Source organism: Pseudomonas sp. NPDC078416, assembly GCF_050268485.1.
Taxonomy (GTDB): domain Bacteria; phylum Pseudomonadota; class Gammaproteobacteria; order Pseudomonadales; family Pseudomonadaceae; genus Aquipseudomonas.
Map to the genome: position 1 here is coordinate 44,050 of NZ_JBNNGV010000003.1, position 23,990 is coordinate 68,039.

At 61.1% G+C, this 23,990-nt stretch carries 19 protein-coding genes; 11 read left to right on the plus strand and 8 right to left on the minus strand.

Translation table 11 applies throughout. From position 1 onward, the window contains the following. Positions 1-62: 62 nt before the first annotated feature. Positions 63-689: a glutathione S-transferase family protein gene (locus tag ACQKEN_RS05760; protein ID WP_427684320.1), complete on the minus strand. Its 627-nt coding sequence runs from the start codon at positions 687-689 to the stop codon at positions 63-65. Positions 690-967: 278 nt separating this feature from the next. Between ACQKEN_RS05760 and ACQKEN_RS05765 the strand changes: the two genes are divergently transcribed. Beyond that, the gene (locus tag ACQKEN_RS05765) at positions 968-1,216 is read left to right on the plus strand and encodes a CsbD family protein (protein WP_122537075.1); all 249 of its coding nucleotides are present in this window, start codon (positions 968-970) and stop codon (positions 1,214-1,216) included. Between the two features lie 226 nt (positions 1,217-1,442). Here ACQKEN_RS05765 and ACQKEN_RS05770 read toward each other — a convergent pair whose 3' ends face one another. Genes ACQKEN_RS05770 through ACQKEN_RS05790 form a run of 5 tightly spaced genes read right to left on the minus strand, consistent with a single transcriptional unit; the run spans position 1,443 to position 7,392 of the window. After that, positions 1,443-3,107 carry an ABC transporter ATP-binding protein gene (locus ACQKEN_RS05770; protein WP_427684322.1) on the minus strand — a complete coding sequence of 555 codons (1,665 nt, stop codon included), beginning with the start codon at positions 3,105-3,107 and terminating at the stop codon, positions 1,443-1,445. After that, complete coding sequence (locus ACQKEN_RS05775; RefSeq protein ID WP_205483462.1) at positions 3,100-3,921, minus strand: ABC transporter permease; 822 nt, start codon at positions 3,919-3,921, stop codon at positions 3,100-3,102. The genes ACQKEN_RS05770 and ACQKEN_RS05775 overlap by 8 nt, the downstream gene beginning before the upstream one ends. Before the next feature lie 3 nt (positions 3,922-3,924). Then, entirely contained in the window at positions 3,925-4,920 is a 996-nt protein-coding gene (locus ACQKEN_RS05780; protein ID WP_427684325.1) for an ABC transporter permease, read from the minus strand. A 5-nt stretch (positions 4,921-4,925) separates the two neighbouring features. Continuing rightward, positions 4,926-6,473: an ABC transporter substrate-binding protein gene (locus ACQKEN_RS05785; protein ID WP_205483461.1), complete on the minus strand. Its 1,548-nt coding sequence runs from the start codon at positions 6,471-6,473 to the stop codon at positions 4,926-4,928. Beyond that, positions 6,466-7,392 (minus strand): homocysteine S-methyltransferase family protein, encoded by a 927-nt coding sequence (locus ACQKEN_RS05790; RefSeq protein WP_122537071.1) that lies wholly within the window; start codon positions 7,390-7,392, stop codon positions 6,466-6,468. Before ACQKEN_RS05790 ends, ACQKEN_RS05785 begins: the two co-directional genes overlap by 8 nt. Positions 7,393-8,369: 977 nt before the next feature. On the opposite strand from ACQKEN_RS05790, the gene ACQKEN_RS05795 reads away from it, so the two are divergent. Further along, entirely contained in the window at positions 8,370-9,473 is a 1,104-nt protein-coding gene (locus tag ACQKEN_RS05795; protein ID WP_427684327.1) for a GNAT family N-acetyltransferase, read from the plus strand. Further along, the gene (locus tag ACQKEN_RS05800) at positions 9,436-9,831 is read left to right on the plus strand and encodes a GNAT family N-acetyltransferase (RefSeq protein ID WP_427684329.1); all 396 of its coding nucleotides are present in this window, start codon (positions 9,436-9,438) and stop codon (positions 9,829-9,831) included. Before ACQKEN_RS05795 ends, ACQKEN_RS05800 begins: the two co-directional genes overlap by 38 nt. Before the next feature lie 139 nt (positions 9,832-9,970). Here the strand turns inward: ACQKEN_RS05800 and ACQKEN_RS05805 are convergent, their stop codons facing one another. Together ACQKEN_RS05805 and ACQKEN_RS05810 are read right to left on the minus strand one after the other, a co-directional pair. Further along, positions 9,971-10,699 (minus strand): class I SAM-dependent methyltransferase, encoded by a 729-nt coding sequence (locus tag ACQKEN_RS05805; RefSeq protein ID WP_427684331.1) that lies wholly within the window; start codon positions 10,697-10,699, stop codon positions 9,971-9,973. An 89-nt stretch (positions 10,700-10,788) separates the two neighbouring features. Continuing rightward, entirely contained in the window at positions 10,789-12,954 is a 2,166-nt protein-coding gene (locus ACQKEN_RS05810; RefSeq protein ID WP_427684333.1) for a TonB-dependent receptor family protein, read from the minus strand. Positions 12,955-13,521: 567 nt separating this feature from the next. On the opposite strand from ACQKEN_RS05810, the gene ACQKEN_RS05815 reads away from it, so the two are divergent. The 8 genes from ACQKEN_RS05815 to ACQKEN_RS05850 are packed head-to-tail and all read left to right on the plus strand — an operon-like array spanning position 13,522 to position 23,962. Then, a complete protein-coding gene (locus ACQKEN_RS05815; protein ID WP_427684335.1) occupies positions 13,522-15,225 on the plus strand; it encodes an ABC transporter substrate-binding protein in 1,704 nt (567 codons plus the stop codon). Next, positions 15,222-16,154 carry an ABC transporter permease gene (locus ACQKEN_RS05820; RefSeq protein ID WP_427684336.1) on the plus strand — a complete coding sequence of 311 codons (933 nt, stop codon included), beginning with the start codon at positions 15,222-15,224 and terminating at the stop codon, positions 16,152-16,154. The genes ACQKEN_RS05815 and ACQKEN_RS05820 overlap by 4 nt, the downstream gene beginning before the upstream one ends. A 56-nt stretch (positions 16,155-16,210) precedes the next feature. Further along, on the plus strand, positions 16,211-17,485 hold the full coding sequence (locus ACQKEN_RS05825; protein WP_427684338.1) for an acyl-CoA dehydrogenase family protein: 1,275 nt from the start codon (positions 16,211-16,213) through the stop codon (positions 17,483-17,485). Then, positions 17,482-18,834 carry an LLM class flavin-dependent oxidoreductase gene (locus ACQKEN_RS05830; protein ID WP_427684339.1) on the plus strand — a complete coding sequence of 451 codons (1,353 nt, stop codon included), beginning with the start codon at positions 17,482-17,484 and terminating at the stop codon, positions 18,832-18,834. Before ACQKEN_RS05825 ends, ACQKEN_RS05830 begins: the two co-directional genes overlap by 4 nt. Before the next feature lie 35 nt (positions 18,835-18,869). Next, on the plus strand, positions 18,870-19,922 hold the full coding sequence (locus ACQKEN_RS05835; RefSeq protein WP_427684340.1) for an NADP(H)-dependent aldo-keto reductase: 1,053 nt from the start codon (positions 18,870-18,872) through the stop codon (positions 19,920-19,922). Between the two features lie 47 nt (positions 19,923-19,969). Next, on the plus strand, positions 19,970-20,857 hold the full coding sequence (locus tag ACQKEN_RS05840; RefSeq protein ID WP_122537062.1) for an ABC transporter permease: 888 nt from the start codon (positions 19,970-19,972) through the stop codon (positions 20,855-20,857). Next, positions 20,854-22,512: a dipeptide ABC transporter ATP-binding protein gene (locus ACQKEN_RS05845; RefSeq protein WP_427684342.1), complete on the plus strand. Its 1,659-nt coding sequence runs from the start codon at positions 20,854-20,856 to the stop codon at positions 22,510-22,512. The genes ACQKEN_RS05840 and ACQKEN_RS05845 overlap by 4 nt, the downstream gene beginning before the upstream one ends. Positions 22,513-22,561: 49 nt before the next feature. Beyond that, the gene (locus tag ACQKEN_RS05850) at positions 22,562-23,962 is read left to right on the plus strand and encodes an LLM class flavin-dependent oxidoreductase (protein WP_427684344.1); all 1,401 of its coding nucleotides are present in this window, start codon (positions 22,562-22,564) and stop codon (positions 23,960-23,962) included. The last annotated feature ends 28 nt before the right edge of the window (positions 23,963-23,990 follow it).

Below are 23,990 nucleotides of genomic sequence, written 5' to 3' on the forward strand. Positions count from 1 at the left end.
GTGAGCCATGAAGCGCCTGCAGACGCTTTCCAGGGCAGGGCTAGCAAGTGCGAGCTTAGAACTCAGCCCGCGAACATGTATTCACCGCCTTTTTCGATCGCACTGATATAGGCCGGCCGCGCCTGGAACCGGTCGATCCAGGCCGCCAGGCCAGGGTAGTCCTGAAGCATGCCTTGGGACTTCGCAAACTCACCAATAAAGCTCATCTGGATGTCCGCGCCGCTGATTTCTTCGCCCAACAAGTACGGGGTAAGTTTCAATGCGGTTTCCAGATACCCCAGATAGTTGGCCACTTCAGATTCGATTCGCGGGTGCAGCGGCTTGCCGGCTTCCCCGAGACGCCCGACATACAGGTTGAGCATCAGCGGCAGCATGGCCGACCCTTCTGCGAAATGAAGCCACTGCACGTATTCGTCGTAGGTTGCGGTGGCCGGATCAGGTTGCAAACGGCCGTTGCCGTGGCGGCGGATCAGATAATCGACGATAGCGCCGGACTCGATCAGTACATGAGGGCCATCCTGAATCACCGGGGATTTCCCCAGCGGGTTTATGGCTTTCAGCGCTGGGGGCGCCAGATTGGTTTTGGGGTCTCGTTGGTAGTGCTTGATCTCGTAGGGAAGGGCGAGTTCTTCCAGTAACCAGAGGATGCGCTGCGAACGGGAGTTATTGAGATGATGAACGATGATCATGAAATGCTCGATGAGGCTTAAGGGTGTGTAAGGACAGACTCTTGTGGCGCACCGTGGTTCTAAATGGTTGTCAGCGTAGCTTGATCGCTTGGCGAGCGAGCACTTGGGACATCTAAGCCCATGGCGGTTACAGGCGCAGAATCGGTTAGCCGTCATGCGCAGGAGTCCGGAGGCTGATCGTCGCTGAACTAATCACTGCCCCTGGCCCCTAATTCTGCGCACGTTGCCCCATTCCCAGGCTGATCCTGGGTCACTCACACACGAAGGTTTGGTGAATCATGAAGAGCGAACAGGTAGAAGGCGTTGTAGAGCAGGTGGCCGGCAAAGCACAGAGCGCAGTAGGGAAACTGTTTGGTGATTCGACGCTGGAGGCGGAAGGTACCGGTCGCCAGGCTTCCGGTCAGTTGACCCAGGCCTATGGCGATGCCATGGACAGCGTCTCCGCGTTTGTTAAAGAAAAACCAGTCGCTGCAGTGGCAATTGGTGGGATTGCTTTGCTGATTCTAGACCGTCTCTTTCGCCGTTGAGTGAGGAGAAAGGGACGTTCCGATAGGGGCGTCCCCTTTAAGTCTGGATCTGCCTGCTCCCCAACGCTCTCAGTCAGGAGAACTGCCTGACGGGTCTTTCGCATATTTCGACGCAGCGCGCGCCTTGCAAAAGCGGCGTTATTCCCGCACATCGCGCGGGAAGGTTCGCGTGTGCACACGCCGGATCAGCGACGACCCTGCGAGCCCGTCGGATGGCATGGCTGAGTCAATACGCGCGCAGCGGGGAGGGGGCAGCCTTCGACACGGACGACGCCGTGTAGCCGGCCATCTCGGCCATCCAGTCCTGCCTTAGTTGCGGTACCGCCTCGATCAAGCGCCGGGTGTAGTCATCGAGCGGGGCACTGAGCGCTTCATCAACCCGGCCCTGGCGGATGATGCGCCCCTCGCACAACACCGCCACATCATGGGCAATCTCTTTCACAACGTGAAGGTCGTGGGTAATGAACAGATACGACACACCCGTATCCTGTTGCAGTTGCCGCAGCAGAGCCAACACGTCGCGCGCAACCAGAGGGTCCAGCGCCGAGGTCGGCTCATCACAGACGATCAACTCGGGCTCCGCTGCGAGCGCTCGCGCGATGCAGACGCGCTGTTTCTGCCCGCCGGAAAGCGCGTGGGGATAACGTTGCGCAATTGTCCCGTCCAGCCCGACCCGGTCCAGCAGCGCCATCACACGTCGTTGGCGCTGATCTCGGTCCAGCGTGGTGAAAGTGCGCAGTGCGCGGTCCACCTGGTCACCAATCAGCAGTTTGGGATTGAGCGCGTTATCGGGTATCTGATGAATTATCTGTATTCGCTGCAGATGGTCTCGGGTGCGCTGGCGCAGCGTGGAGGGCAGCGTCATGCCGTCAAGTTTCATCGAGCCTGCGTCAGCCGCCAGTAACCCGCAGACCACTTTGCCGAGCGTGGACTTGCCGGATCCCGACTCTCCAACGAGCGCCAACGTACGACCCTTCGCCAGATTCAGGCAGATACCGTGCAAAACCGGTTGATGGTGATACTTGGCGCTGAGGGACTGAATCGTCAACAGCGTAGCTGTCTCGGATTGCACTGTCTGCGGGCGATTGCCTGCACGCTCGGCGCCGAGCAAGTCACGGGTGTAGGCGTGAGCGGGAGCATGCAGAATCTGGCCGGTCGTGCCGTACTCCACCCGTCGTCCATTGCGCAACACCATGATGTGGTCAGCCAACTGAGCGACCACCGCCAGATCGTGACTGATGTAGATTGCCGCGACGCCGGCCTCGCGAATCACCCCGGCGATGGCCTGAAGAATCCTCAACTGCGTGATGACGTCCAGCGCGGTCGTGGGCTCATCGAACACAATCAGATCAGGCCCGCTGCACAATGCCATGGCGATCATCGCCCGTTGCAACTGCCCCCCTGACACCTGATGGGGATAGCGCAGAAAAAACTGTTTAGGATCGGGCAGAGAGAACCGTCGGAACAATTCCAGTGCTTTTTCCCTGGCCGCCTGTGCATCCATCAGTCCGTGCACCCTGGCGGCTTCGACCACTTGCTCGCCGAGGGTGAGCGCCGGGTTGAAGGCCGCGCCGGCAGACTGTGCGACGTAGGCAATACGCTTGCCGCGAATCCGGCGCAGTTGCGCTTCAGACGAACGCAGCAGGTCCTGGCCCGCGAACAGAATCCGTCCACCGGTGACGGCCATGCCTTCGCGCTGATGACCCAGTATCGCCTGCCCGATGGTGGACTTTCCTGCTCCGGACTCACCAATCAAACCGAGCACTTCGCCGGCGTTGAGGGTGAAGGAAATACCCTCGACCAGTGTCCGTTGTGGCTTGCCGCTGGCGACGATATGGAGCTCCTCAACAGCCAGCAGCGGCGGCGCAATGGTGCCTGAAGAGTCAAGCATGATGGCGGGCTCCCCAGGCACGGGTATTAGCGCCGAGCAGCCAGTCAGCCAGCGTATTGATACACAGCGCGAGTATGGCGATAGCGGCGCCCGGTATGAGCGCAGCCCAGATCCCGAACAGAATGCCATCTTTGTTATCGCGCGCCAGCCCGCCCCAGTCGGCGGTAGGCGGTTGAATGCCCAGCCCCAGGAAAGACAACGCAGAAAGAAACAGCAGAATGAAGACAAATCGCATGGCGAATTCGGCGATCAATATTGGCAGTGCATTGGGCAAAATCTCCCGCAGCAGGATCCAGACCAGCCCTTCGCCACGCAGGCGCGCCACCTCGATGAATTCCATGGCGCCGATGTCTGCCGCGAGTGCGCGGGCCACCCGAAGAATGCGGGTGGCCTCCAGCACCCCGAGCACAAGGATGATCACCCCGAGGGTCTTGGGCAGTGTCGCCAGAATGACCAGCGCCAGTATCAGCGTCGGGATCGCCATCAGTACATCGTTGACACGAGAGATCAATTGGTCGATCCAGCCACCGCATACGCCGGCGATGAATCCCAATGTGGTACCTGCCAGGAACGCGATAAGCGCCGCCACGGCCGTCACCGACAGCGACGTGCGGGTGCCCCAGATCAGCCGGGAAAGCAAATCTCGACCAAGATTGTCGGTGCCCAACGGCGCGAGGGCCGACGGCACATCCCAGGCCATACCGATCACCTGGTCAGGTGCGTGGGGAGAAAGCCAGGGCGCAAAAAGTCCGATGGCCATGAACAGGATCAGACCGACAATGCCGGGCAGATGGGAAATTTTTAACGCGGGCATGGACTATGTTCCGTGGCGGATGCGCGGATTGGTCAAAAGGGCGACTGCATCGGCGAGAAGATTGAGCAGGATGTAAACGGCTGACAGCACCAGCGCGCACCCCTGCACGACGGGAATGTCACGCTTGCTGATGCTGTCGACCATGTATTGACCCAGGCCCGGGTAGACAAAGACGTTTTCCACGATCACCACGCCCACCATCAGGTACGCCATGTTGAGCACGATCACGTTGATGATCGGTCCCCAGGCATTGGGCAATACGTGGCGCCACAGCACCCGCATGGGCGAGAGCCCCTTGAGGATCGCGGTATCGATATAACTGCTGCGCTGGGCACTGAGCAGCGCGGCACGGGTCATGTTGCTCATGTGGCCCAACACTGCCAGAACCAGCGTCAGCACCGGCAGGGTGATCGCCATCAGCCGCGCAGACAGCGGCATATCCACTTGCACGCTGCTGTTGCTGGGCAGCCAGGCGAGGCTCATCGAAAAAATGAAAATCAGCAGATAGCCCGAGAAGAACTCAGGCAAGGCCACGGCTGCGCGGGTGAGCAGATTCAGCAGATTATCGACCCAGCCACCGTGAAAACGGACCGAAACGAAGCCAATGGTCAAGGCCGCAGGTACTGCCACAAGCGCGGTACTGCCGGCCAGGAACAGGGTGTTTTTCAGCCGCTCCCACAGGGCGACGGAAATGTTTTCACGGGACGTCAGGCTGACGCCGAAGTCCCCCTGCACCACGCCGCCGAGCCAATGCAGATAACGCCAACCTGCGGGTTGGTCCAGGCCCAGTTGCAATTTCAGCGCCTGGACCGCCGCGGGTGTGGCGGACTGGCCAAGAATCGCCGTGGCGGTGTCACCGGGCAGCAAGTTCAGGCCCGCGAAGATCAACAACGAGATCGCCAACAGCATCAGCAGCCCGGCGACCAGACGCCGGGCAATCATGCTGGTCAAACGGTTTCGCCCGGTTGCGCGACCGAAAAACGGCAGTGTCAACGCCATGAACATTATCCTTCCAGCCAGACTTTCTCGGCGGCACGGTTGCCGCTAAGCGGCACGCCCGGCACCGACGTAAAGCCCCGCACGTTTTTGCGCGTTGCTGAAAGCGCATCGGCGTACAGCGGAATGATTTCGCTGCCTTGATCGACTAGCATCACCTGGACGTCGTGGTAGATCTGTCGGCGCTTGACCTCGTCGGTTTCCCCACGCGCCGCCTTCACCAACTGGTCGAAGGCGGGCACTCGCCAGGCCGATTCATTCCATGGGGCGTTACTGGTAAACACCAGAGACAGCAGCGCATCGGCGGTAGGGCGGGCACCCCAGTTGGACGTGCAAAACGGTTTTTTCAGCCAGGTGTCGGTCCAGAAAGCGTCGTCTGGCACCCGCTCGACGTTAAGCACAATGCCCGCTTTTTTCGCCGATTGCTGATACAGCTGGGCAGCGTCCACCGCGCCGGGGAAACCGGCATCTGCAGCAGAGAGCACCAGCGGGCCATCGAAGCCTGCCTTTTGCCAATGGAACCGCGCTCGGTCAGGGTCGTAAGGCCGCTGAGGAATGTCCCTAGAGAAATACTTGCTTGAAGGAAAGACCGGATTGTCGTTGCCCAGCGAGGCATAGCCTCCCAGCACGGTGTCGATCATCTGCTGTCGATCAACGGCGTATTTCAGTGCGAGACGCCCATCCAGCGAAGTGAAGGGCGCAAGGTTGGCCAGCCCGGGCAACGTGAATATCTGGCTGTCCTTGTCGCGAACCAGCTGGATCGAAGGCATCTTCTCGATTCGTCCGACGATGCGTGGATTGACCCGATTGATGATCTGCACCGAGCCGCTGATCAACGCAGCCACCCTGGCTGTCGAATCGTTCATGGCCAACGTCTCGACCGAGTCCACATGGCCGCGCTCGGGGTTCCAGTGATTGGGGTTGCGCTTGACCAGCATGCGCACGCCGGGCTGGAAACTCTCGAGGATAAAAGCGCCAGTGCCGATGCCTTTTTCAAACGCTTCGTTCTCTGCGGTGATGACAAAATGCACCGCCGACAGCAGGGAAATAAACTCGACGTTGGGCTCTCCCAGCGTGATCGTGACCTCATGCTCGCCGGTGGCCGCAAGGCCCGTGACAGGCTCCAGATAACCCTTGACCGGGGAGGACGATTTTTCGTCGCGATGATGGTTGAGCGACCAGATCACGTCTTTCGCGCTCAAAGAGCGGCCGTCATGGAACTGCACGCTTTTGCGGATGTTGAGCACCCATTTGCGGCCGCCCTCGCTGCTCGACCAAGACTCGGCGAGTGACGGTACGATTTCGCCCTTGTCGTCGATCTCGACCAGAGCGTTGAACAGCTGGCTCCCGGTGAAATACATCCAGCTTTCAAACCAGAACGCCGGGTCCAGCCGATCGGTCGTAGAGGCGTTGTCCAGTCCGATAATCAGGTGTCCGCCCTTTTTGGGAGGTGAAGGCTCGTCGGCAAAGGCGCTCGACAGTGACCACGAAGAAGTCATCGCGGCGGTCATGGCGATCGCCCCAGTGCCCTTGATAAAAGAACGACGATCAATCATGCCGGGCATCCAGTGATTCGGTTGAAGAGTCAGCGAGGTCAAAGGCAGCCGACAGCGCTGCAATGTGTTCAGGGCCTATGCCGCAGCAGCCGCCTACGAGACTGGCGCCCTGATCAACCCATTCTTTTGCCCAGCGTAGATAGTTGGGTGGCTGAGTATCCCGACGCAGTTCACTGATCCCCTCATTGGCACCGCGCTTGTTGTCCGATGGCTCGAAGGCATTGGCGTAAACCCCCAGCGGCAGTTCGCTGTGGGCCGCCGCTTCAAGCAGGGCCGCGCTCATGACTTCCGGCGGGCTGCAGTTGAAGAGGACGGCGGCTGCGTTGAGTTCGCTCGCAGCGACCACGGCATCCCGGATGCGCTCACCGGATCTCAGCCGGGCCTTGCCCTCTGTATCAAGGGCATCGTCGAGGGTGAAGGAGAACCAGCGCGGTCGCGGATCATCCTTCAACAACTCAGCCACCAGCCGCACTTCAGCGATGGAGCTTTGCGTTTCGGCCAACCACAGATCGACATGTTCACTCAGGGCCTCAATCAGCACGCGCAGGATCCTGGCTGCCTCTACGGGCTCGAAGAGATCAGGACGGTAGGAACCGAGCGGGGGAGGGAGCGAGCCCGCGACGCGCACGGGATTGACGCTGGCGGCAGCCGCAGCCCGTGCTATCGATCCTGCCAGACGTGCCAGCGAAGCACCGTTTTCTTGAAAGCGTGGCTCGCCAATGTGAAACGGCACCACGGCATAGCTGTTGGTAGAAATGACGTGGGCGCCGGCGTGAATAAACGCGTCATGGGCCTGCCGCACATATTCCGGGGCCTCAATCAGCGCCAGCGCCGACCACTCCGGCTGGCGGAACGGCGCACCGTTGCGCGACAGTTCCCTGCCCATGCCGCCGTCCAGAATTTGAATATGTTTTGCCATTGTATTCACCAGAATTCTTGATTATTTAATGCACAACTAAGGTCGCATCGTTTGCTCGTCCCCCTGAAACAGATGCAACCCTTCCCCGTTTATTTCCAGAAGGTCAACGTAACTTACGTCCTGTTCAGGCGCGGGGAATAATGATTGTAGGGGAGCGGCTTTTGCACGCCGCGCACTGAGCAGCAAGTGACGATGTAATCCACCCACTTCAGCAACGGTCATAAATGCATCCAAAGATCTGTTGGAAGGAGGAATTGCTTAGATTGAAACGCAATATAAAATCTGCTGCAACTTCTGTAATTGCATAAAGAACTGCCGTTTTGGCATATCCAGTCGGTGTTCCCCTGATCAGGGCAGAGGCTCAAGGGCGGGCCTGGCCGTTGACCCGGAGGCGAAAATCCGCCCGGCGGAGGTTCACGAGCGTCACTTCAGTTGGCTGCAAGGTGGTCTCGCGGAGGGGGCTAAACTTTGTGCCTATCCATGCAACTGTCTTGATTCAAACAGCAATTCATCAGTATGTGTTATTCGCGACTCAGTCGCGTAAATCTTCAATCAGCGTTTCAGGACTCATCACGACAAGCGTCGGAACTTCTACAGTTTCCACACAGAGGATGAAATGCTCTGGAGGGTTGTAAAAGTGTCCGACGCGTCTGGCAGTATTGAGATGCGCTGATGAATTCTTCATAACGTTATGTCTTCAGGATATTGGTGCTTCGTCAGGGTCGGAATGTACTAATGGATCCGGCCTTAAAGTGGATCCCAAGGAAAAACCACTCGACCGCGGGTTCGTCGAAACGGAGCAGATGGATCATCAGCGAGTGCTGGAAATTGCTCTGCCTTTCCTGGGCAGCTAGAAGGGATCCTGACCGACTGGACGCCTCTTCACACCATAAAGGCTTTTTTTCACAAGCCTGACGGTGAGCTTTGCCCGTGGCAGTTCGAACACGTTACCGCTGTCTAACCAAGGCGGGTTGCCAATGGAAATTCCAGGCATCCAGTACACCGACAAGCAACGCTGGTTTGCCCTCATCAAGATAAACACGCTGTCGGCGCTCTCGCAGATCGTGCAGATCGGTACGGTCGGCATGCGAATCCGGCATGGAGTATGCGTCTCTCGCTCGCAACAGGTCTGTTGTCCCCCCGTTGACCGACGAAATGCAGAAGAAGGTACGCCCATGACCATGACGGAAACCTCTGAATCGCCAACGCTCGAATTCAAACCGGTGGACCTGGAGGCGCATCTTGAGGTTTGCCGGCTCTTCAGGATCGACACCCATGGTTGTCATTCCGGATCGGCCGAGCACCTCGATCAGAGTGACGGTGAATGGTACGAGGGCTATGCCGCCTGGCTTCGGCAGAGAGCGACTAATCTGCCGGGTTGTCTGGTGCATCTCTGGGCGGAGGATCAGATCATCGGGCAGATCGAAATGGGCAGGCTGGCAAGTAACCACTCGATCGGTTATGTGAATCTGTTCTACCTGATTCCCGAGCGGCGGGGGCAAGGGTTGGGGCGCTTGCTGGAAGCTTATGCATGGACGTTTTTGAGCGGTTTGGGTTGTCAGGCGATGCGTTTGTCGGCCAGCCCGACCCATCTGCCTGCCTGGTATTTTTATCAGCGGGGCGGTTGGATTGATCTTGGGCGGCGCGAAGGTCATCCGGATGTGCATCTGCTGCATAAAGAGGGCAGTGACGATAGCGCCGGCGCGCCTGGGGTCATTAATCCCGACGATTACCTGGAAACCGAGTTTGGGCGGGAATTCACGCCTGAGCGCAATCGTCAGGCTTGGGAGCTGGCTTATGCGCGATTGAATGAGGAACTGGCCGAGGGGAAAAAAGGCGCGCTTCTTTATGTGGTGATGGGGGTGCAAGGGGCAGGGAAGTCGCGCTGGGTGTCCGAGAATCCAGGTCGGCTGGGCCCGCAGGCCGTCGTGTTCGACGCGGCGCTCCCCGCCAGACGTCATCGCCATCGCGTGCTGTCCATCGCCCGGGAGCAGGGTGTACCTGTCATCGGCATTTTCGTGCAGGCCTCACTGGAGCTGGCACTTGCTCGATACACAGGCAACCCTACAGCGCGCCCGTGATGATTTCGCTGACGCCACCGCGGAGAAAAAGTACTTTCTGCTGGACCGAGGCGAAGCGCCCGCGGTTGTCGGATGTGTCGGACTCCGGCCCATGGCCGGTGGGGCTGCGGGCTACGAAATCGGTTACTGGGTCGGTCAGGTACACGCCAATCAGGGGTTGATGAAAGAGGCACTGAGGGCGTTGGTATCGAAGCTTTCCGGGCACACGCTGCGGCTGACCGCGTCCTCGGCCAACCTGGCGAGTCAGCGACTGGCCGAGGCGGTCGGTTTCGAGCTCATTCAGACGATTTCTGATGCACAAACCTCGGGTCGGTACGGCGTGTGCGACACACTGGTTTATCTGCGCGGCGCGACGTGAATCCTTCCGAACCTCAGCTGAAACCCTGATCAACGCCGCCTGACCAACCTTGCCCGGATGATTCGAGAGGGAGCGGGTGGACGGGACAGCTTCGGACTGTACGGGCAGATCGAGCAACTGAGCGCTGGACGGCGGCTAATCAGCGACTGGCCGCAATGATGAGCATCATGGGACGGTGCAGCTCATCGGCCAGGGTCGGACGTTGCTGAAGATCTTCGGGCGACGGTCCCCACTCGTTGACATGGTCGAGGGTGAAGCCGGTCTTGATCAGCAGGTTCAGCAATGTCGCCAACGTGCGGTGTTGTTTGATGACACCTTCGGCAAGCCAGTGGGTGGTGCGAGGGCCTTCAACCTGATAGTGGTCGACACGCCAGGAGGTGTGGCCTTGATCATCAACGACCCAGCCCGGGTGCAGCGAGGCCATGAAGATCGGGTGTTCGATGGAGAACACCAGTTTGCCGCCAGGGACTAGGGCGTCGTGCAGAGTGCGCAGCAAGCCGGGCAGGTCGAGGATGTAATGGAAGGCAAGGGAACTGTACGCGAGGTCGAAGCCTGCGCTGGGCAGTTGCAGCTGTTCCAGATCGGCCCGGCGGTAGGTGATGCGCGGATCGTCGCCATCGGCAGCGGCGCGTTGCAGCATCTTTTCGGAGACGTCGAGCCCCAGCACGTGCCGGGCGCCGTGCTCCACAGCCCAGCGGGCAAACCAGCCATACCCGCAGCCCAGATCGACCAGCTTTTTTTCGCTCACGCCTGGCAGCAACGCGCGCACGGCAGGCCACTCCGGAGCGCCCTTCAGCCCCTCCACGGAGCGCGGTAGCTGGCTGTAGCCGTCGAAGAATTGAGCGGTGTCGTAGATGTTCTGTGTCACGAATCATCTCTCCTGTAATCAGTATTCAGGTATTGCCTTGAAAGACAGACAGGACCACGCAGGCCCTGTCGTCGTCCAGGATCAGACAGCTAGTAGCGGAACTCCACGCCCACGTAAGCGCCGATGCCGTCGCCCGGATACAGCGAAGCGGTGTCCTGACCCGCAGCGTTGTAGAGCGGCTGGACGGCGGTGACGTACTTCTTGTTCGCCAGGTTTTTCAGGTCCAGCGACACTTTCCAGTCTTTCTTCGGCGTTTCGTAGCCCACGTTCGCGCCGAAGATAGTGTAGGAAGGCGCATAGAACGTATTGGCGTAATCAACTGCGGTGCGGGAGGCGGACTGCACGTTCACGCCGGTGTAGAAACCTTGAGGGTGCTGGTATTGCACCTCGCCTTGGTAGATGTGCTTAGGGATTCCCGGCAGTTGGTTGTCGCCAAAGGTCGGGTCGTGGCGGTAGTAGAAGTCGTTATAGGTGTAGACCTGGCGCCAGGTGACTTTTTCACCGGACTCACTTTCCCACAACCGGGTATTCAGGCCGGCCTCGATGCCCTGGTGGATGGTCGGTGTGGCGTTGAAGGCACCTGTGACCGCCGCCGCCGTGGAGGTCGCAGGAATCAACTGAACGTTGAGCAATTCGTCGCGGACCCACGAACGGTAGATCGCCAGACTGCCGTCAAAGATGCCGGATGCGCCTTTGACGCCGATTTCCACGGTATTGGCTTTCTGCTCAACCAGCGGCCGCACGTAAGGCGATGTCGGCCCTGACCCTGAGTATTCCCATGAAGCTGGCGGATCGATGGATCGGCTGAAGTTGGCGAACACTTGCAGCTCAGGGGTGAACTCGTAGCGCACGCCGATACGCGGTGCCAAGCTCCAGTTGTCGTAGGTCACATTGGTGGGATAGGCGGTGGTGTTCGCCACCAGCGTCTCTTTCACGTCCGCGTGGCGCCGCACGTTGATGGCCGACACACCGCTGGTCAGCCAGAGGCCGTCGACCAGCTCCAGGTCATTGCCGAACGAGAACACGTGATCGAACGAAGAGCCGTAGTCGACGAACTTGCGGGTTTGCTTGTTGGCGAAGGTGGAGTTGACCTCGCCCTTGAGGTGTTCGGTGGACGTGAACGCCAGGCTGGTGCGGCTTTCATGGCCGAAGAGTTTGTCGATGCGGTCATAGCCGAGCACGAAGCTCAGGTCATGCCAGTCCCAGTAGCTCGGATTGCTCGGGCTGTTCGGGCTGTTGTTGTGGGCGTACTCATAGTAGGAGAGGCCGACCGACAGTCTGGAGTCGTCATCGAAGGTGTAGGTGGTCTTGCTCCCGGCCCAGACGCTGCCTGGGCGACGGCTCCCGGCGCCGCTGCTGGCCGCGGTGGCGCTGGCGTCGCGGGTGTGGTGCTTGACCGCATCAAGCGTGGTGGCGCTCGGGTCGTTGTGATACTCGTCTCGGTAACGCAGCATCAGCTCGGTTTCAAGCTTGGGGCTGAATTTATAACCGAAGTTGGCGACGATGCCCTGGCTCTTCGACAGACTGTAATCGCGGTAACCGTCGCTGCGGTAGTTGTCGGCGTTGAGGTAGTAATCGAAGTCGCTTTCGACGCCGCCCACGCTGACGCTCTGCTTGTTGTAGCCATAGCTGCCGGTTTCGGCGCGTACGCGCAGGCCGGGCGCTGTGTAGCCTGTCTGGTTGACGAAGTTGATCGCACCACCCAGGCTCAATGCGCCGTACTGGAAGGCGTTGGCGCCACGCAGGATCTCGGTGTAGTTGACGCCGGAGCCGTTGAGGAACTCGTACGGCGTACCGCCAGGCCCTGTGATTGGCAGGCCGTTGAAGAGAAACTTGATGCCCTCGCGGAAATAGCCCGGCGAGGTATTGGCGCCGGAGCCCCGGATGGAAATCTTCGCCGCGTCGTTGCCGCCGGTGGACTGCACGAATACACCGGGCTGATACGCCAGAGTGTCCTGCAACGTCGCGGTACGTCCCTTGGCGACCTGCTCGCTGTCAACAACGCTGGTGCCGCCCGGCACCTCATCGAGCTGACTTTTCGCGGCTTCTGCCGGCGTGATCTTCGCGCCCTGAACCGTCACGGTATTCAGGCGTGGCGTCTGGGTGGGATCGGCAGACGATGACTGCACCACATTGTCTGCCAGCGCGGCCCCTGACCACAGTAATGCCGACCCCAGCCCCACTGTGGTCAGCAACGTTGCACGGCGGATCGCCAGCGGCAACGTGTGTAACTCTCCCCGGAATACCGAATGCATCTAATGTGTTTCCTTATGAATAGATAAATGTGTGCCAGCTTTCTATTCGTATAGTCATGCCTGATTCGCTCTCAGCAGTTTCTGTGCCAATGTTTTTATTCCATAAAACAGGCAGTTGCGCGGCGGACCTCGGTCATTGCGCTGTGCAGGGGTGAACTTAGTTCTGAACAGGTGTTGGGTTTTCAACAGGGCCGGTTAGTTGTGCTCCTCTCCGGGGTATTTATCCCCGAGTGTTTGAAAAGCAACAGCGAATGAGCAGTCTGTTAGTGCGCGGACAATGGGGAGCGCCGGTACCGATATAAGGTTATAAGCATTTGTCATTAATGTTCAGGCTTCCTGCAGGTGCGGGCTTGGTAAGGGGACTCCGAGAGTGGAACTGTAATGGCCGGCTGGCGGCATTGCGCACCCTTTAATTGCCCTGTCCGGCCTGGGTTGTGCGATGCCTGGCTAACGACTTAATGGGTTTATTTAATAGCGCTGGCATGTTCACTGCATAACCGTTGATGAAGTTACACCGTCTTCGCGTTCGCTAACTTCTTTCAAGTGAGTTCTTTCAAGGAAGCGTCATTGACAGCCATTTTTAAACTGACGGGCATTATTTGCTTATATATGGCGATCGCCGCCTGTTCGCCCCCGACAGCTCCGCAACCTGGCGCCCCCCACGCCGACGGCACCGTGAATAACGGTGTCATCACCTATCCGGCCTCCGACTTTCATGAGCAATCGCCAGGTCGCAGCGGCGGTACATTGCGCGTGTCGGCAGCGTCGGACGCCGGCAGTTTCGATATCCATGCCTTGTCCAACGGCAACATCCAGTGGATGGGCCGAATCCTGTTCGACTGCCTGGTGTATCAGGACGAGCAGGGCAACATCAGTCCATGGCTGGCGAAGTCCTGGGAGGTGTCCGAGGACGGCAAAACCTACACCTTTCATCTGCGCGACGACGTGACCTTCAGTGACGGCGAGAAATTCAACGCCGCCGCACTGCAGACCAATCTGGAGCACATGCGCGATCCGGCAACCAAATCACCCTTGGCCGCTGCGTACATCGCGCCGTATCTCGACGGCAAGGTCATCGACGAATACACGTTCGAAGCCCATCTGCGTGAGCCCTACACGCCGTTCCTCGACGCACTGGCGCAGTCCTGGCTGGGAATGGTCTCGCCTAAACAGATTCGCGAAGCGCCCAAGACGATCGCTGAGCATCCTGTCGGCAGTGGCCCGTTCCTTCTGCAAAGCTACAAGCGCGATCAGGGGGCGGTCTTCGTTAAACGCTCCGGTTACCACTGGGCGCCGCCGGTTACGCGCCATCAGGGCGAGGCTTATCTGGATCGCATCGAGCTGAGCTATGTCCCCGAGGCGATGATTCGGTTCACCGCGCTTGAATCCGGGCAGTCGGATTTTGCTCTGGATGCCCCGGCGCAAAACGCTGCGGCCATTCGCGCCAATCCCGAATTGGTCATGCGCAGCCGCATTCGCAAGGGCAACCCGAGCCGCAGCATGACCTTCAACGTCGAGCAGGCGCCGTTCAATGATGTGCTGGTGCGTCGCGCCGTCGCCAAAGCCATCGACCGCGAAGGACTGGCATGGATCTCGGGCTTCGGCGAGTTCATCGGCAAGGCTGATTTCCTCGCCGCCAACACACGTTTCTATCAACCGAACAACGACGCGCTGGCCTATGACGTCAATGCCGCCAATGCGCAGCTCGATCAGGCTGGCTGGACCGGACGCGATGCCCAGGGTTACCGGACCCGAGACGGGCAGCGCCTCAGCGCCACGTTACTGACCTACGACAACCCGGCGTTCCCGGCCAGCGTGTCGGTGGCCATTCAGTCGGACCTGAAAAAGATCGGCTTCGCTATGCCGATCGAAATGCTGCCGCTGTCTCGGGTGACTGAGCGCCGGTATGCCGGCAAGTTTCAGGCGCTGGCAGCCGGTTACTGGCACACCAACACGCCGGACGGTCTTTTTGTGCTCTATCACAGCCAATCGATCAGTACCCCAACGTTAATCGGCCAGAACGCGGGCAAGTTCCGCGATGCCGAGCTGGATCGGGTGCTCAGTGCGGCACGCCGCTCACGGGACCCGGTTGAGTTGCAGGCGCTGTATGCCGAGGCGCAAAAACGCCTCACCGAAACCGTGCCAGCCGTGCCTTCGGTGGAGAGTCAGGTGCTGACCGCCTACGGGCGTCAGGTCAAGGGCGTGATTTTCGACACTTCCCACAACGTGCCGTTTTTCACCAGCCTCTGGCTGGACAGGGGTCAACCATGAGCACGCTCAAACGTATTTCCCTGCGCCTGCTGGCAGGCATAGGTGTGCTGTGGGGCGCTGCGACGCTGACTTTTCTGGCGGTCAACTTCAGCGGCGGCGACACGGCGCTTGCGATTCTGGGTGGCCCGGAAGCGCTGCCCACTCCGGAACTGTTGGCCAGGGTGCGTGCCGAGTACGGGCTGGACGATCCATTGATCGTGCAGTACGGCCATTACATCGCGCGTCTGGCCCATGGTGATCTGGGTGAATCCTACCGCTTGCGTATTCCGGTGTTGCAGGCGATCTCGGAGCAGATCGGCGCGACCATTCAGTTGTCGATCAGCGCCGCCGTGCTTGCGGTGGTGTTGGCACTGGTCTGCGCGATCCTCACTGCCCATCGCTCACGCTGGGTTCGCTCGGTCGCGTCGGGCAGCGAACTGGTGATCTCCTCAGCGCCGTCCTTCGTGATCGGCATCCTGCTGTTGCTGGTGTTTTCGTTCCATTGGCACTGGCTGCCGCCTTCCGGCTCGTTGGGCTGGCGCTCGCTGATCCTGCCATCGGTGGCGCTCGCATTGCCGGTGGCGGCGGTGCTGACTCAACTGCTGCGTCAATCGCTGGAAGACACCCTTGAGCAACCTTTTATCGCCATGGCCCGGGCACGCGGCCTTTCCGATACCGCTGTGCGCCTGCGTCACGCCTTGCGTCATGCCCTGGTGCCGCTGGTGACGCTGGCCGGGTTCATCTTCGCCAGCCTGCTGGGCGGGGCGGTGGTCATCGAGCTGCTGTTCGCCCGGCAAGGCATCGGTCGCCTGATGCTCGATGCCACGAGCAACAAGGACGTTCCGATGGTGCTCGGTGTGACTTTGCTGGCCGCTGCGGTGTACGTGGTGGTCAACCTGGCCGTGGATCTGATCAACCGCTGGATCGACCCCCGGGCGGCTCAGGAATGAGCGCGTTACCGGGAGGTGGCCGATCCAGTGCAAGCGTTAACGAAGAAGGAAAAACCATGAGTTCCTCGATACCCCCTGATGTGACGTTTCACTCCCTGCATCAGCGTTTTGCCGACGTGTTTGCCCGCATTGCCGACAGCGCTGTCGCCCGTGAACAGACGCGCGAACTCGCCTTCGAAGCCGTGCAGTGGTTGCGTGACGCCGGCTTCGGTGCGCTGCGGGTGCCGCTTGCGCAGGGCGGCCTGGGCGCAAGCCTCCCGCAGTTGTTCGAGCTGGTGATCGCGTTGGGTAAGGCCGACTCCAACTTGCCCCAGATCGTGCGTGCGCACTTCGGTTTCGTCGAAGGCCGGCTGTCTGCGCGCAATGAGAAGTCTCAGGATGACTGGCTGGCCAAGGTTGCCGACGGCCAGCTGTGGGGCGCCGCCATGGCCGAGCGTAGCGACACCACCCGCAACTCGGTGACACTCACGGCGATTGATCCGGGTAACCGTGCAGCGGGCTGGCGGCTCAATGGCGAGAAGTATTACTGCACCGGCACGTTGTACGCCGACTGGATCGCCGCCGTGGCCCTGGATGGCGATGACTTCGTCAGCGTCTCGGTGCCCACTGATGCGACCGGCGTGACGGTCGAGGACGACTGGGATGGTTTCGGCCAGCGCCTCACGGGCAGTGGCACCACGCGCTTCAGCGAGGTGAAGGTGCCGGAGCAACACATCCTGCGCCGCTTCAAGAAAGACGAATTACGCGCCGAGTCCTACCTCACTGCGTTCTACCAACTGTTTCATCTGGCGACCCTGACCGGCATCGCCGACGCCGTCCTGCGCGACGCCACCGAGTTTGTCAGGGGCCGCACGCGTGCCTTCGGAATTCCGGGGCAATCCAGCCCCAAGGACGACCCGCTGGTGCAGCGGGTGATCGGCCGTCTGTCGAGCCTGGCTTACTCAGCCCGCACACAGGTGCTGGCTGTCGCGCAGGTGCTCCAGGACGTGTACGAGACGGAGCAGGGGGGTTACGCCATTGAGCAGCATTACACCGAAGCCGAGATTCGGACCTATCAGGCGCAGCAGATCGTGCTTGAACAGGTTCTGGAGGCGACCACGCTGTTGTTCGAGGTGGGCGGTGCTTCGGCCACCAGCGAGACCCGCCGTTTTGACCGCCACTGGCGCAATGCCCGCACGCTGGCTTCACACAATCCGGCGATTTTCCGCGAACGTGCGCTGGGCAATTTCTACCTCAACGACATCACCCCTAACGCTGCGTGGCGCAGCCTGCACGCGGCCGACGCCGACACGCAGGCCAGCGGCGCCCGTGACGAAGCGAGTGCCGTATGAGTACCGCGACGGGCAAAAACAGCCGCGAAGGGCAGATGAGCATCGGCATGAACATCCTGGGCTTCGGCTCGCACTCGGGTGCGTGGCGTAGCGCCGAGGTGCCAGCCAACGCTTATCTGGACGTCGAGTACTACCGCAACATCGCGCGCATTTCCGAACGTGGCTGTCTGGACGCGATTTTTCTCGCAGACGGCCCGGCGCTGGCAGGCGATGTCTCAAAACAGCCGGCTGGACGCCTTGAGCCGACCGTGTTGCTGACCGCGGTCGCTCTGGCTACCCAACACATCGGCGTGATCGCCACGGCGTCCAGCACGTACAACGATCCGTTCAACATCGCCCGCCGTTTTGCGTCGCTGGACCATATCAGCGGCGGGCGTGCAGCCTGGAACGTCGTCACCAACGCGGGGGACGCGGCGGCGCAGAACTTCGGACTGGCCGGTGCGCCGTTGCACGTTGATCGTTATGCCCGGGCCGATGAGTTCATCGACGTCACGGTCAAGCTGTGGGACAGCTGGGAGGATGACGCCATCATTGGCGACGCTGGTTCGGGGCGGTTTGCCGACCCGACAAAAGTCCACACAATTGACTTCGTCGGCAAGCACTTCTCGGTCAAAGGGCCGCTCAACGTGCCGCGTTCGCCACAGGGACGTCCGGTGCTGGTTCAGGCCGGTTCTTCGGAGGGCGGCAAGGCCTTGGGCTCACGTTACGCCGATGCGATTTTCACCACCCAGACCACGCTTGAGGACGGCCAGCTGTTCTACCAGGAGATGAAAGAGCGCGCTGCCGGCTGGGGACGCAATCCCGATCACCTGAAGATCATGCCGGGCCTGTCCACCGTCATCGGCAGCACTGAGGCCGAGGCCCATGCGCGATTTGATGCGCTCAACGCCTGGAACGGCGAGCACGGCCTGCTGGAGCAGGTCGCGGGGCGCATCGGGATCTCCGCCAGCGAGTTGGACCCTGATGCGCCGTTGCCGTGGGAGCGCATCGGTTCGGTCGCTGATTTTGAGCGCGGATCCCAAGGCTTTCTGGAAGCGCAGCTGAATCTGGCTCGCCGGGAAAACCTCAGCATCCGCCAGCTGTCGCGGCGCATCCTGGTCGGTCATCGGCTGCTGGTCGGCACACCGGAACAGGTCGCCGACACGCTGACCCACTGGTTCCTGGCCCATGCCGCGGACGGCTACAACATCATGCCGGACATGTTTCCGTCCGGCGTCGAGATCTTCGTCGACGAAGTCGTGCCGCTGCTGCAGAAGCGCGGCGTGTTCCGTCATGCGTACACCGGCAGCACCTTGCGCGAGCACCTGGGCCTGCCGTTTCCGACCAATCAGTACGCGCTGCGGGCCTGACCCGTGGCGTTGCCGTCTTGAAAAAAGGATCAATCATGCGTTACCGCAAGCTGGGCAACAGCGATATCGAGGTCAGCGTTCTGGGGCTAGGCACCATGACCTGGGGGCATCAGAACAGCGAGCGCGATGCGCATCAGCAACTGGATCTGGCGCTGGCCCAAGGCATCAACCTCATCGACACCGCCGAGATGTACCCCACGCCCACCAAGGCCGAAACCTGGCGCACCACCGAGCGTTACATCGGCACATGGCTTGCCGGCAGCGGTCGGCGGGCGGACGTGGTACTCGCCAGCAAGATCGCCGGGCCTGCGCGGGATCCGAAGGGGCAGGCACACATTCGCGACGGCTTGAGTCACCACGATCGACGCAACATCGTCGAAGCATTGGACGGCAGCCTGACGCGGCTGAAAACCGATTATCTGGACCTGTATCAACTGCACTGGCCGGATCGCAAAACCAACATTTTTGGCCAGCGTGAATACCCCTATCAGGAGGACGCGGACGCCGTCGCCATCGAAGAAACGCTGTCGGTGCTGGCCGATCAGGTCAAGGCAGGCAAGGTGCGTCACATCGGTGTGTCCAACGAAACCCCGTGGGGCGTGGCCGAATTTCTCAAGCAGAGCGAGCGTCTGGGCCTGCCCCGCATTGTCAGCGTGCAGAACCCCTACAGCCTGTTGAACAGATTGTTCGAAGGCGGTCTGTCGGAGTTCAGCCACCGCGAAGGCGTCTCGCTGCTGGCTTATTCGCCACTGGCGTTTGGTGCACTGACCGGCAAGTACCTCAACGGCGCATTGCCGGAAGGTTCGCGGCTGTCAGCGGTGTACCGCACCTTCAATCGCTACGACAGCGCGTCCGCCCAGGAAGCCATTGCCGGTTACGTGCAGATCGCTCGACAGCATGGCCTGGCCCCGGCGCAACTGGCGCTGGCCTGCGTCATCGACAAGCCGTTTGTAGCGAGCGCGTTGACCGGCCAGACCACCCTGGCGCAACTGCGCGAAAACCTCGGCGCGCTGGACGTGACCCTCAGCGATGAGATCAAGGCGCAGATCCAGGCGGTTCATCAGCGTGTGCCGAATCCGGCGCCGTGAAGTGCACCCGGTTATCAATCAGAGGGTCAGCCGCAAGGAGGCTGTGAATGTCTCAGGCAATTGAAACGGTCATTGTCGGCCCTGCGACGGGCGTCGGCGGGTCGCGTCCATTGGGCCTTGCCGGTCTCACGCGGTTGCGTCCGGGGCTGTGGGCGGCGGGATTTTTTGTTGCGCTGTTGCTGCTGGCGGCGGCCCTGCCGCACCTCATCGCACCTTACGATCCGCTGGACGCCTCGGCACGTCTGGCTTTCCAGCAGCCCAACGCGCTGCACTGGCTCGGCACCGATGAAAACGGTCGTGACGTGTTGAGCCGATTGATCTACGGCGTGCGCTCGTCGCTGTTCATGGGGCTGGCCGCCACGGCGCTGGGTCTGGCCTGGGGCACGCTACTGGGGCTGGTTTCAGGCCTCGGCCCTCGCTGGCTGGATGCCGGCATCATGCGTGGCGTCGACGTGCTGCTGGCCTTCCCTGACCTGTTACTGGCGCTGGTCATCATCACCTTCTTCGGACAGGGCGCGGCCAACCTGATTCTCGCCGTGGGCATCGCCGGTGTGCCCCGATACGCGCGCCTGGTGAGGGCGCAGACGCTGAACGTGCGCAACGCCGGCTACGTCGAAGCGGCCATCACGCTGGGGCAGTCGTATCTGGCGGTGGTGCTCCGGCACATCCTGCCCAACGCGTTCAAACCGGTGTTGATTCTGGCCACCATCGGCATTGGTGGCACCATCACGGCAGGCGCCGCATTGAGCTTTCTGGGTTTCGGCGCGCCACCTCCGGCGCCGGAGTGGGGCGGCATGATGGCCATCGGTCGCAGCTTCCTGGCCAACGCGCCATGGCTGGTGGCCTGGCCCGCCCTGAGCATCACCTTGACCGTTGTTTCCATCAGTGCCATCGGCCGTGAACTGCTACGGCGCAGCGAAGGAAAACCCCTATGAATGCGAACATCCCGTCACTGGGGCCATTGGTTGATATCCGCGACCTGACCGTACGCTTTGGCACCGCCGAGCCGGTGCTGCACGGGGTCAGTCTGAACATCCATCGTGGCGAATGCCTGGCACTGGTGGGTGAATCCGGGTCCGGTAAAAGCGTGACGGCACGAACCCTGGCCGGGCTGACAGGCAAGGGCGCGCAGGTTCAGGCGGCCAGGCTGGCGTTTCAGGGCATCGATCTGCGGCGTCTGGACGAGCGCTCCTGGCAGCGCTTGCGTGGCGCCAGTATCGGTTTTGTCATGCAGGATGCCCTCGGCGCGCTGGACCCGTTGCGTCGGGTCGGTGCCGAGGTCGAAGAGCCGCTGCAGTTGCACACCGGTCTGGCGGCTGAAGCCCGGCGCGTTCGCGTGCTTGAGCTGCTGCGCGACGTCGGCATTCCCGAGCCCGAACTGCGCGCCAGCCAGTACCCGTGGCAACTGTCCGGCGGACTGCGGCAGCGGGCACTGATTGCGTCGGCCATTGCCTGCAACCCGCGCCTGATCATCGCCGACGAACCCACCACGGCGCTCGACGCCACGGTTCAGGCCCAGGTGATCACGCTGCTGGAAAGCCTGCGAGGGGAGGACAACGCGCTGTTGATGGTCAGCCACGACCTGTCGGTGGTGTCGCGCCTGGCCGATCGGGTTGCCGTGATGCGCCATGGCGTGATCGTCGAGCAAGGCACCACCGAGCAAGTGCTGCAGGACCCGCAGCATCCTTACACTCAGTTGCTGCTGCGGGCGGCTCGTGCGGTGCATCTCAAACCCGAGCGCCGGCCGCTGGCGGCCGTCGAACCCGAGCCCCACGCTCAGGGCGAGGTCCTGCTGGAAGCTCGCTCCCTGAGCAAATCCTTCGTCGGCCCGGACGGTCGCCGTCGTACCGTGCTCAACCAGGTGTCGTTGCAATTGCGCCGCGGCGAAACACTGGGCGTCGTGGGCGAGTCCGGTTCGGGCAAGACCACCTTGACCCGACTGATTCTTGGCCTGGACAGCGCCGATGCGGGCGACGTGTGGGTGGCCGGGCAGCAATGGTCGACACTGGATGCCGGGCAAAAACGTCAGGCACGCCGAGCGGTTCAGGTGGTGTTTCAGGACCCGCTGAACTCGTTCGATCCGCGTTACACGGTGCAGCGGGTGTTGTTCGAGGCGCTCTCGGTGGAGGGTTTGCCCCGAGGTGAATGGCGGAGCAGGGCGCTGCAACTGCTGGAGCTGGTGCGACTTGACGCCAGCGCGCTCACACGTCGTCCCATCGAGCTGTCCGGTGGCCAGCGTCAGCGGATTGCGATTGCCAGAGCCCTGGCATCGGCCCCTGAAATCCTCATTTGTGATGAGCCGGTGTCGGCGCTGGACGTCTCCGTGCAAGCGCAGATCCTTGAGCTGCTCGACGATCTGAAGCGGCGTCTGGGGCTCGCCTGCCTGTTCATCTCCCACGATCTGGGCGTGATCAATCATGTCAGCGAGCGAGTCCTGGTGATGAAGGATGGCGAGGTCGTGGAGTCTGGCCCCGTGCGTGCAGTGTTCGATCGCCCGGCCCATGCCTACACCCGCGCGCTGATCAATGCGATTCCTACGCTGGAAGAGCAGCGCGAGCGCGCCGAGGTCTATCTGCAAATTGCCATCTGAGGCCGTGGCCTGAGTGTTCAAAAAATGTATTTATAGAGGAGTGCCCGCGGTGCCCAAGCAGTTGCATGTCAACCTGTTCGAGATGAATTGTGTCAGCCACATCGTCCATGGCCTGTGGGTACACCCGGAGAACAATCGTCATCGCTTCAACGACCTGGATTACTGGACCGAGCTTGCCCAGTTGCTCGAATACGGCACCTTCGACGGAGTATTTCTGGCCGATGTGATTGGCACCTACGACACGTTTCGCGATGGCCCGGAAACGTCATTGCGCGAAGGCATGCAGATTCCCAGCAATGACCCGCTGCTGGTGATTCCGGCGATGACGGCCGTGACGAAAAACCTCGGTTTTGGCGCTACGTTTTCGACTACCTACGAGCCGCCGTTCGCGTTTGCCCGGCGCATGAGCACCCTTGACCACCTGACCAAGGGGCGAGTGGGCTGGAACATCGTGACTTCGTATCTGCCCAACGCCGCGCGCAATTTCGGTCATGACACGGAGGTGGTTCACGATCACCGCTATGAGATCGCCGACGAGTACCTGGACGTGCTGTACAAGCTGTGGGAAGGCTCGTGGGACGATGATGCGGTGATTCAGGACCGCGAGCGGCGGGTCTACACCGATCCGGAAAAAGTGCGCTACATCGATCACGTCGGCGAGCACTTCAAGGTGGCCGGGCCGCACCTGTGCCAGCCTTCGCGCCAGCGCACGCCGGTGCTGTTTCAGGCCACCGGCTCGCCCGCCGGCATCGAGTTTGCGGGGCGCCATGCGGAGGTGGTGTTTACCGGCGGCATGGATACGGCAGCGGTGCAGGCCAATATCCGGGCCATGCGGCAGAAGGCGATTGCTCACGAGCGTGATCCGGCGGGGCTGAAATTCATCGTCATGGCCGGGGTCATCGTGGGCCGGACCGATGATGAGGTCAGCAACAAGCTCGACAGCTACCGCAAGCTGATGAGCGTCGAGGCGTCCCTGGCTCACGCGCAGTCAGCCGTCGACCTGACCGCGTACCCTCGGGATGTGCTGATCAGTGATCTGATCGAACGACAGATCAAAGGCTGGCAGAGTCTGGCGCGTTTCAAACCGCAGTCCACTGTCGGTTCGGTGCTGGCCCAGCTCGAAGGCTTCAACCGCGAGCGCTTCTTCGTCGCGGGGACGCCGAGCGTGGTCGCCGATGAAATCGAGAAATGGCTGGATGTCGATGGCATCGACGGCATCAACCTGCGGCAGTACCTGTCGTTCGAAACCGCCCGGGATTTCATAGAACTGGTGATCCCGGAACTGCGCCGCCGCGGCCGCTTCCGCGAACGCTACAACGACGGCGAGACCCTGCGCGAACGTCTCTTTGGCGAGGGCCAGGCGCGCTTGCCGAACGACCACTTCGGTGCTCGCTATCGCGACCCGGCAGCCCTGAGTCAGCCGGCCAGACCGCTGAGGTTTCCAGGATGACTGTTGGCTCGCCAACAGTGACTGCACA

Bases quoted from the DNA above. Each gene is read 5' to 3' on its own strand.
- ACQKEN_RS05770 (WP_427684322.1), bottom strand. From the start codon at position 3,107: ATGCTTGACTCTTCAGGCACCATTGCGCCGCCGCTGCTGGCTGTTGAG.
- ACQKEN_RS05760 (WP_427684320.1), bottom strand. From the start codon at position 689: ATGATCATCGTTCATCATCTCAATAACTCCCGTTCGCAGCGCATCCTC.
- ACQKEN_RS05810 (WP_427684333.1), bottom strand. From the start codon at position 12,954: ATGCATTCGGTATTCCGGGGAGAGTTACACACGTTGCCGCTGGCGATC.
- ACQKEN_RS05785 (WP_205483461.1), bottom strand. From the start codon at position 6,473: ATGATTGATCGTCGTTCTTTTATCAAGGGCACTGGGGCGATCGCCATG.
- ACQKEN_RS05820 (WP_427684336.1), top strand. From the start codon at position 15,222: ATGAGCACGCTCAAACGTATTTCCCTGCGCCTGCTGGCAGGCATAGGT.
- ACQKEN_RS05765 (WP_122537075.1), top strand. From the start codon at position 968: ATGAAGAGCGAACAGGTAGAAGGCGTTGTAGAGCAGGTGGCCGGCAAA.
- ACQKEN_RS05835 (WP_427684340.1), top strand. From the start codon at position 18,870: ATGCGTTACCGCAAGCTGGGCAACAGCGATATCGAGGTCAGCGTTCTG.
- ACQKEN_RS05795 (WP_427684327.1), top strand. From the start codon at position 8,370: ATGGAAATTCCAGGCATCCAGTACACCGACAAGCAACGCTGGTTTGCC.
- ACQKEN_RS05845 (WP_427684342.1), top strand. From the start codon at position 20,854: ATGAATGCGAACATCCCGTCACTGGGGCCATTGGTTGATATCCGCGAC.
- ACQKEN_RS05775 (WP_205483462.1), bottom strand. From the start codon at position 3,921: ATGCCCGCGTTAAAAATTTCCCATCTGCCCGGCATTGTCGGTCTGATC.
- ACQKEN_RS05825 (WP_427684338.1), top strand. From the start codon at position 16,211: ATGAGTTCCTCGATACCCCCTGATGTGACGTTTCACTCCCTGCATCAG.
- ACQKEN_RS05780 (WP_427684325.1), bottom strand. From the start codon at position 4,920: ATGGCGTTGACACTGCCGTTTTTCGGTCGCGCAACCGGGCGAAACCGT.
- ACQKEN_RS05790 (WP_122537071.1), bottom strand. From the start codon at position 7,392: ATGGCAAAACATATTCAAATTCTGGACGGCGGCATGGGCAGGGAACTG.
- ACQKEN_RS05840 (WP_122537062.1), top strand. From the start codon at position 19,970: ATGTCTCAGGCAATTGAAACGGTCATTGTCGGCCCTGCGACGGGCGTC.
- ACQKEN_RS05830 (WP_427684339.1), top strand. From the start codon at position 17,482: ATGAGTACCGCGACGGGCAAAAACAGCCGCGAAGGGCAGATGAGCATC.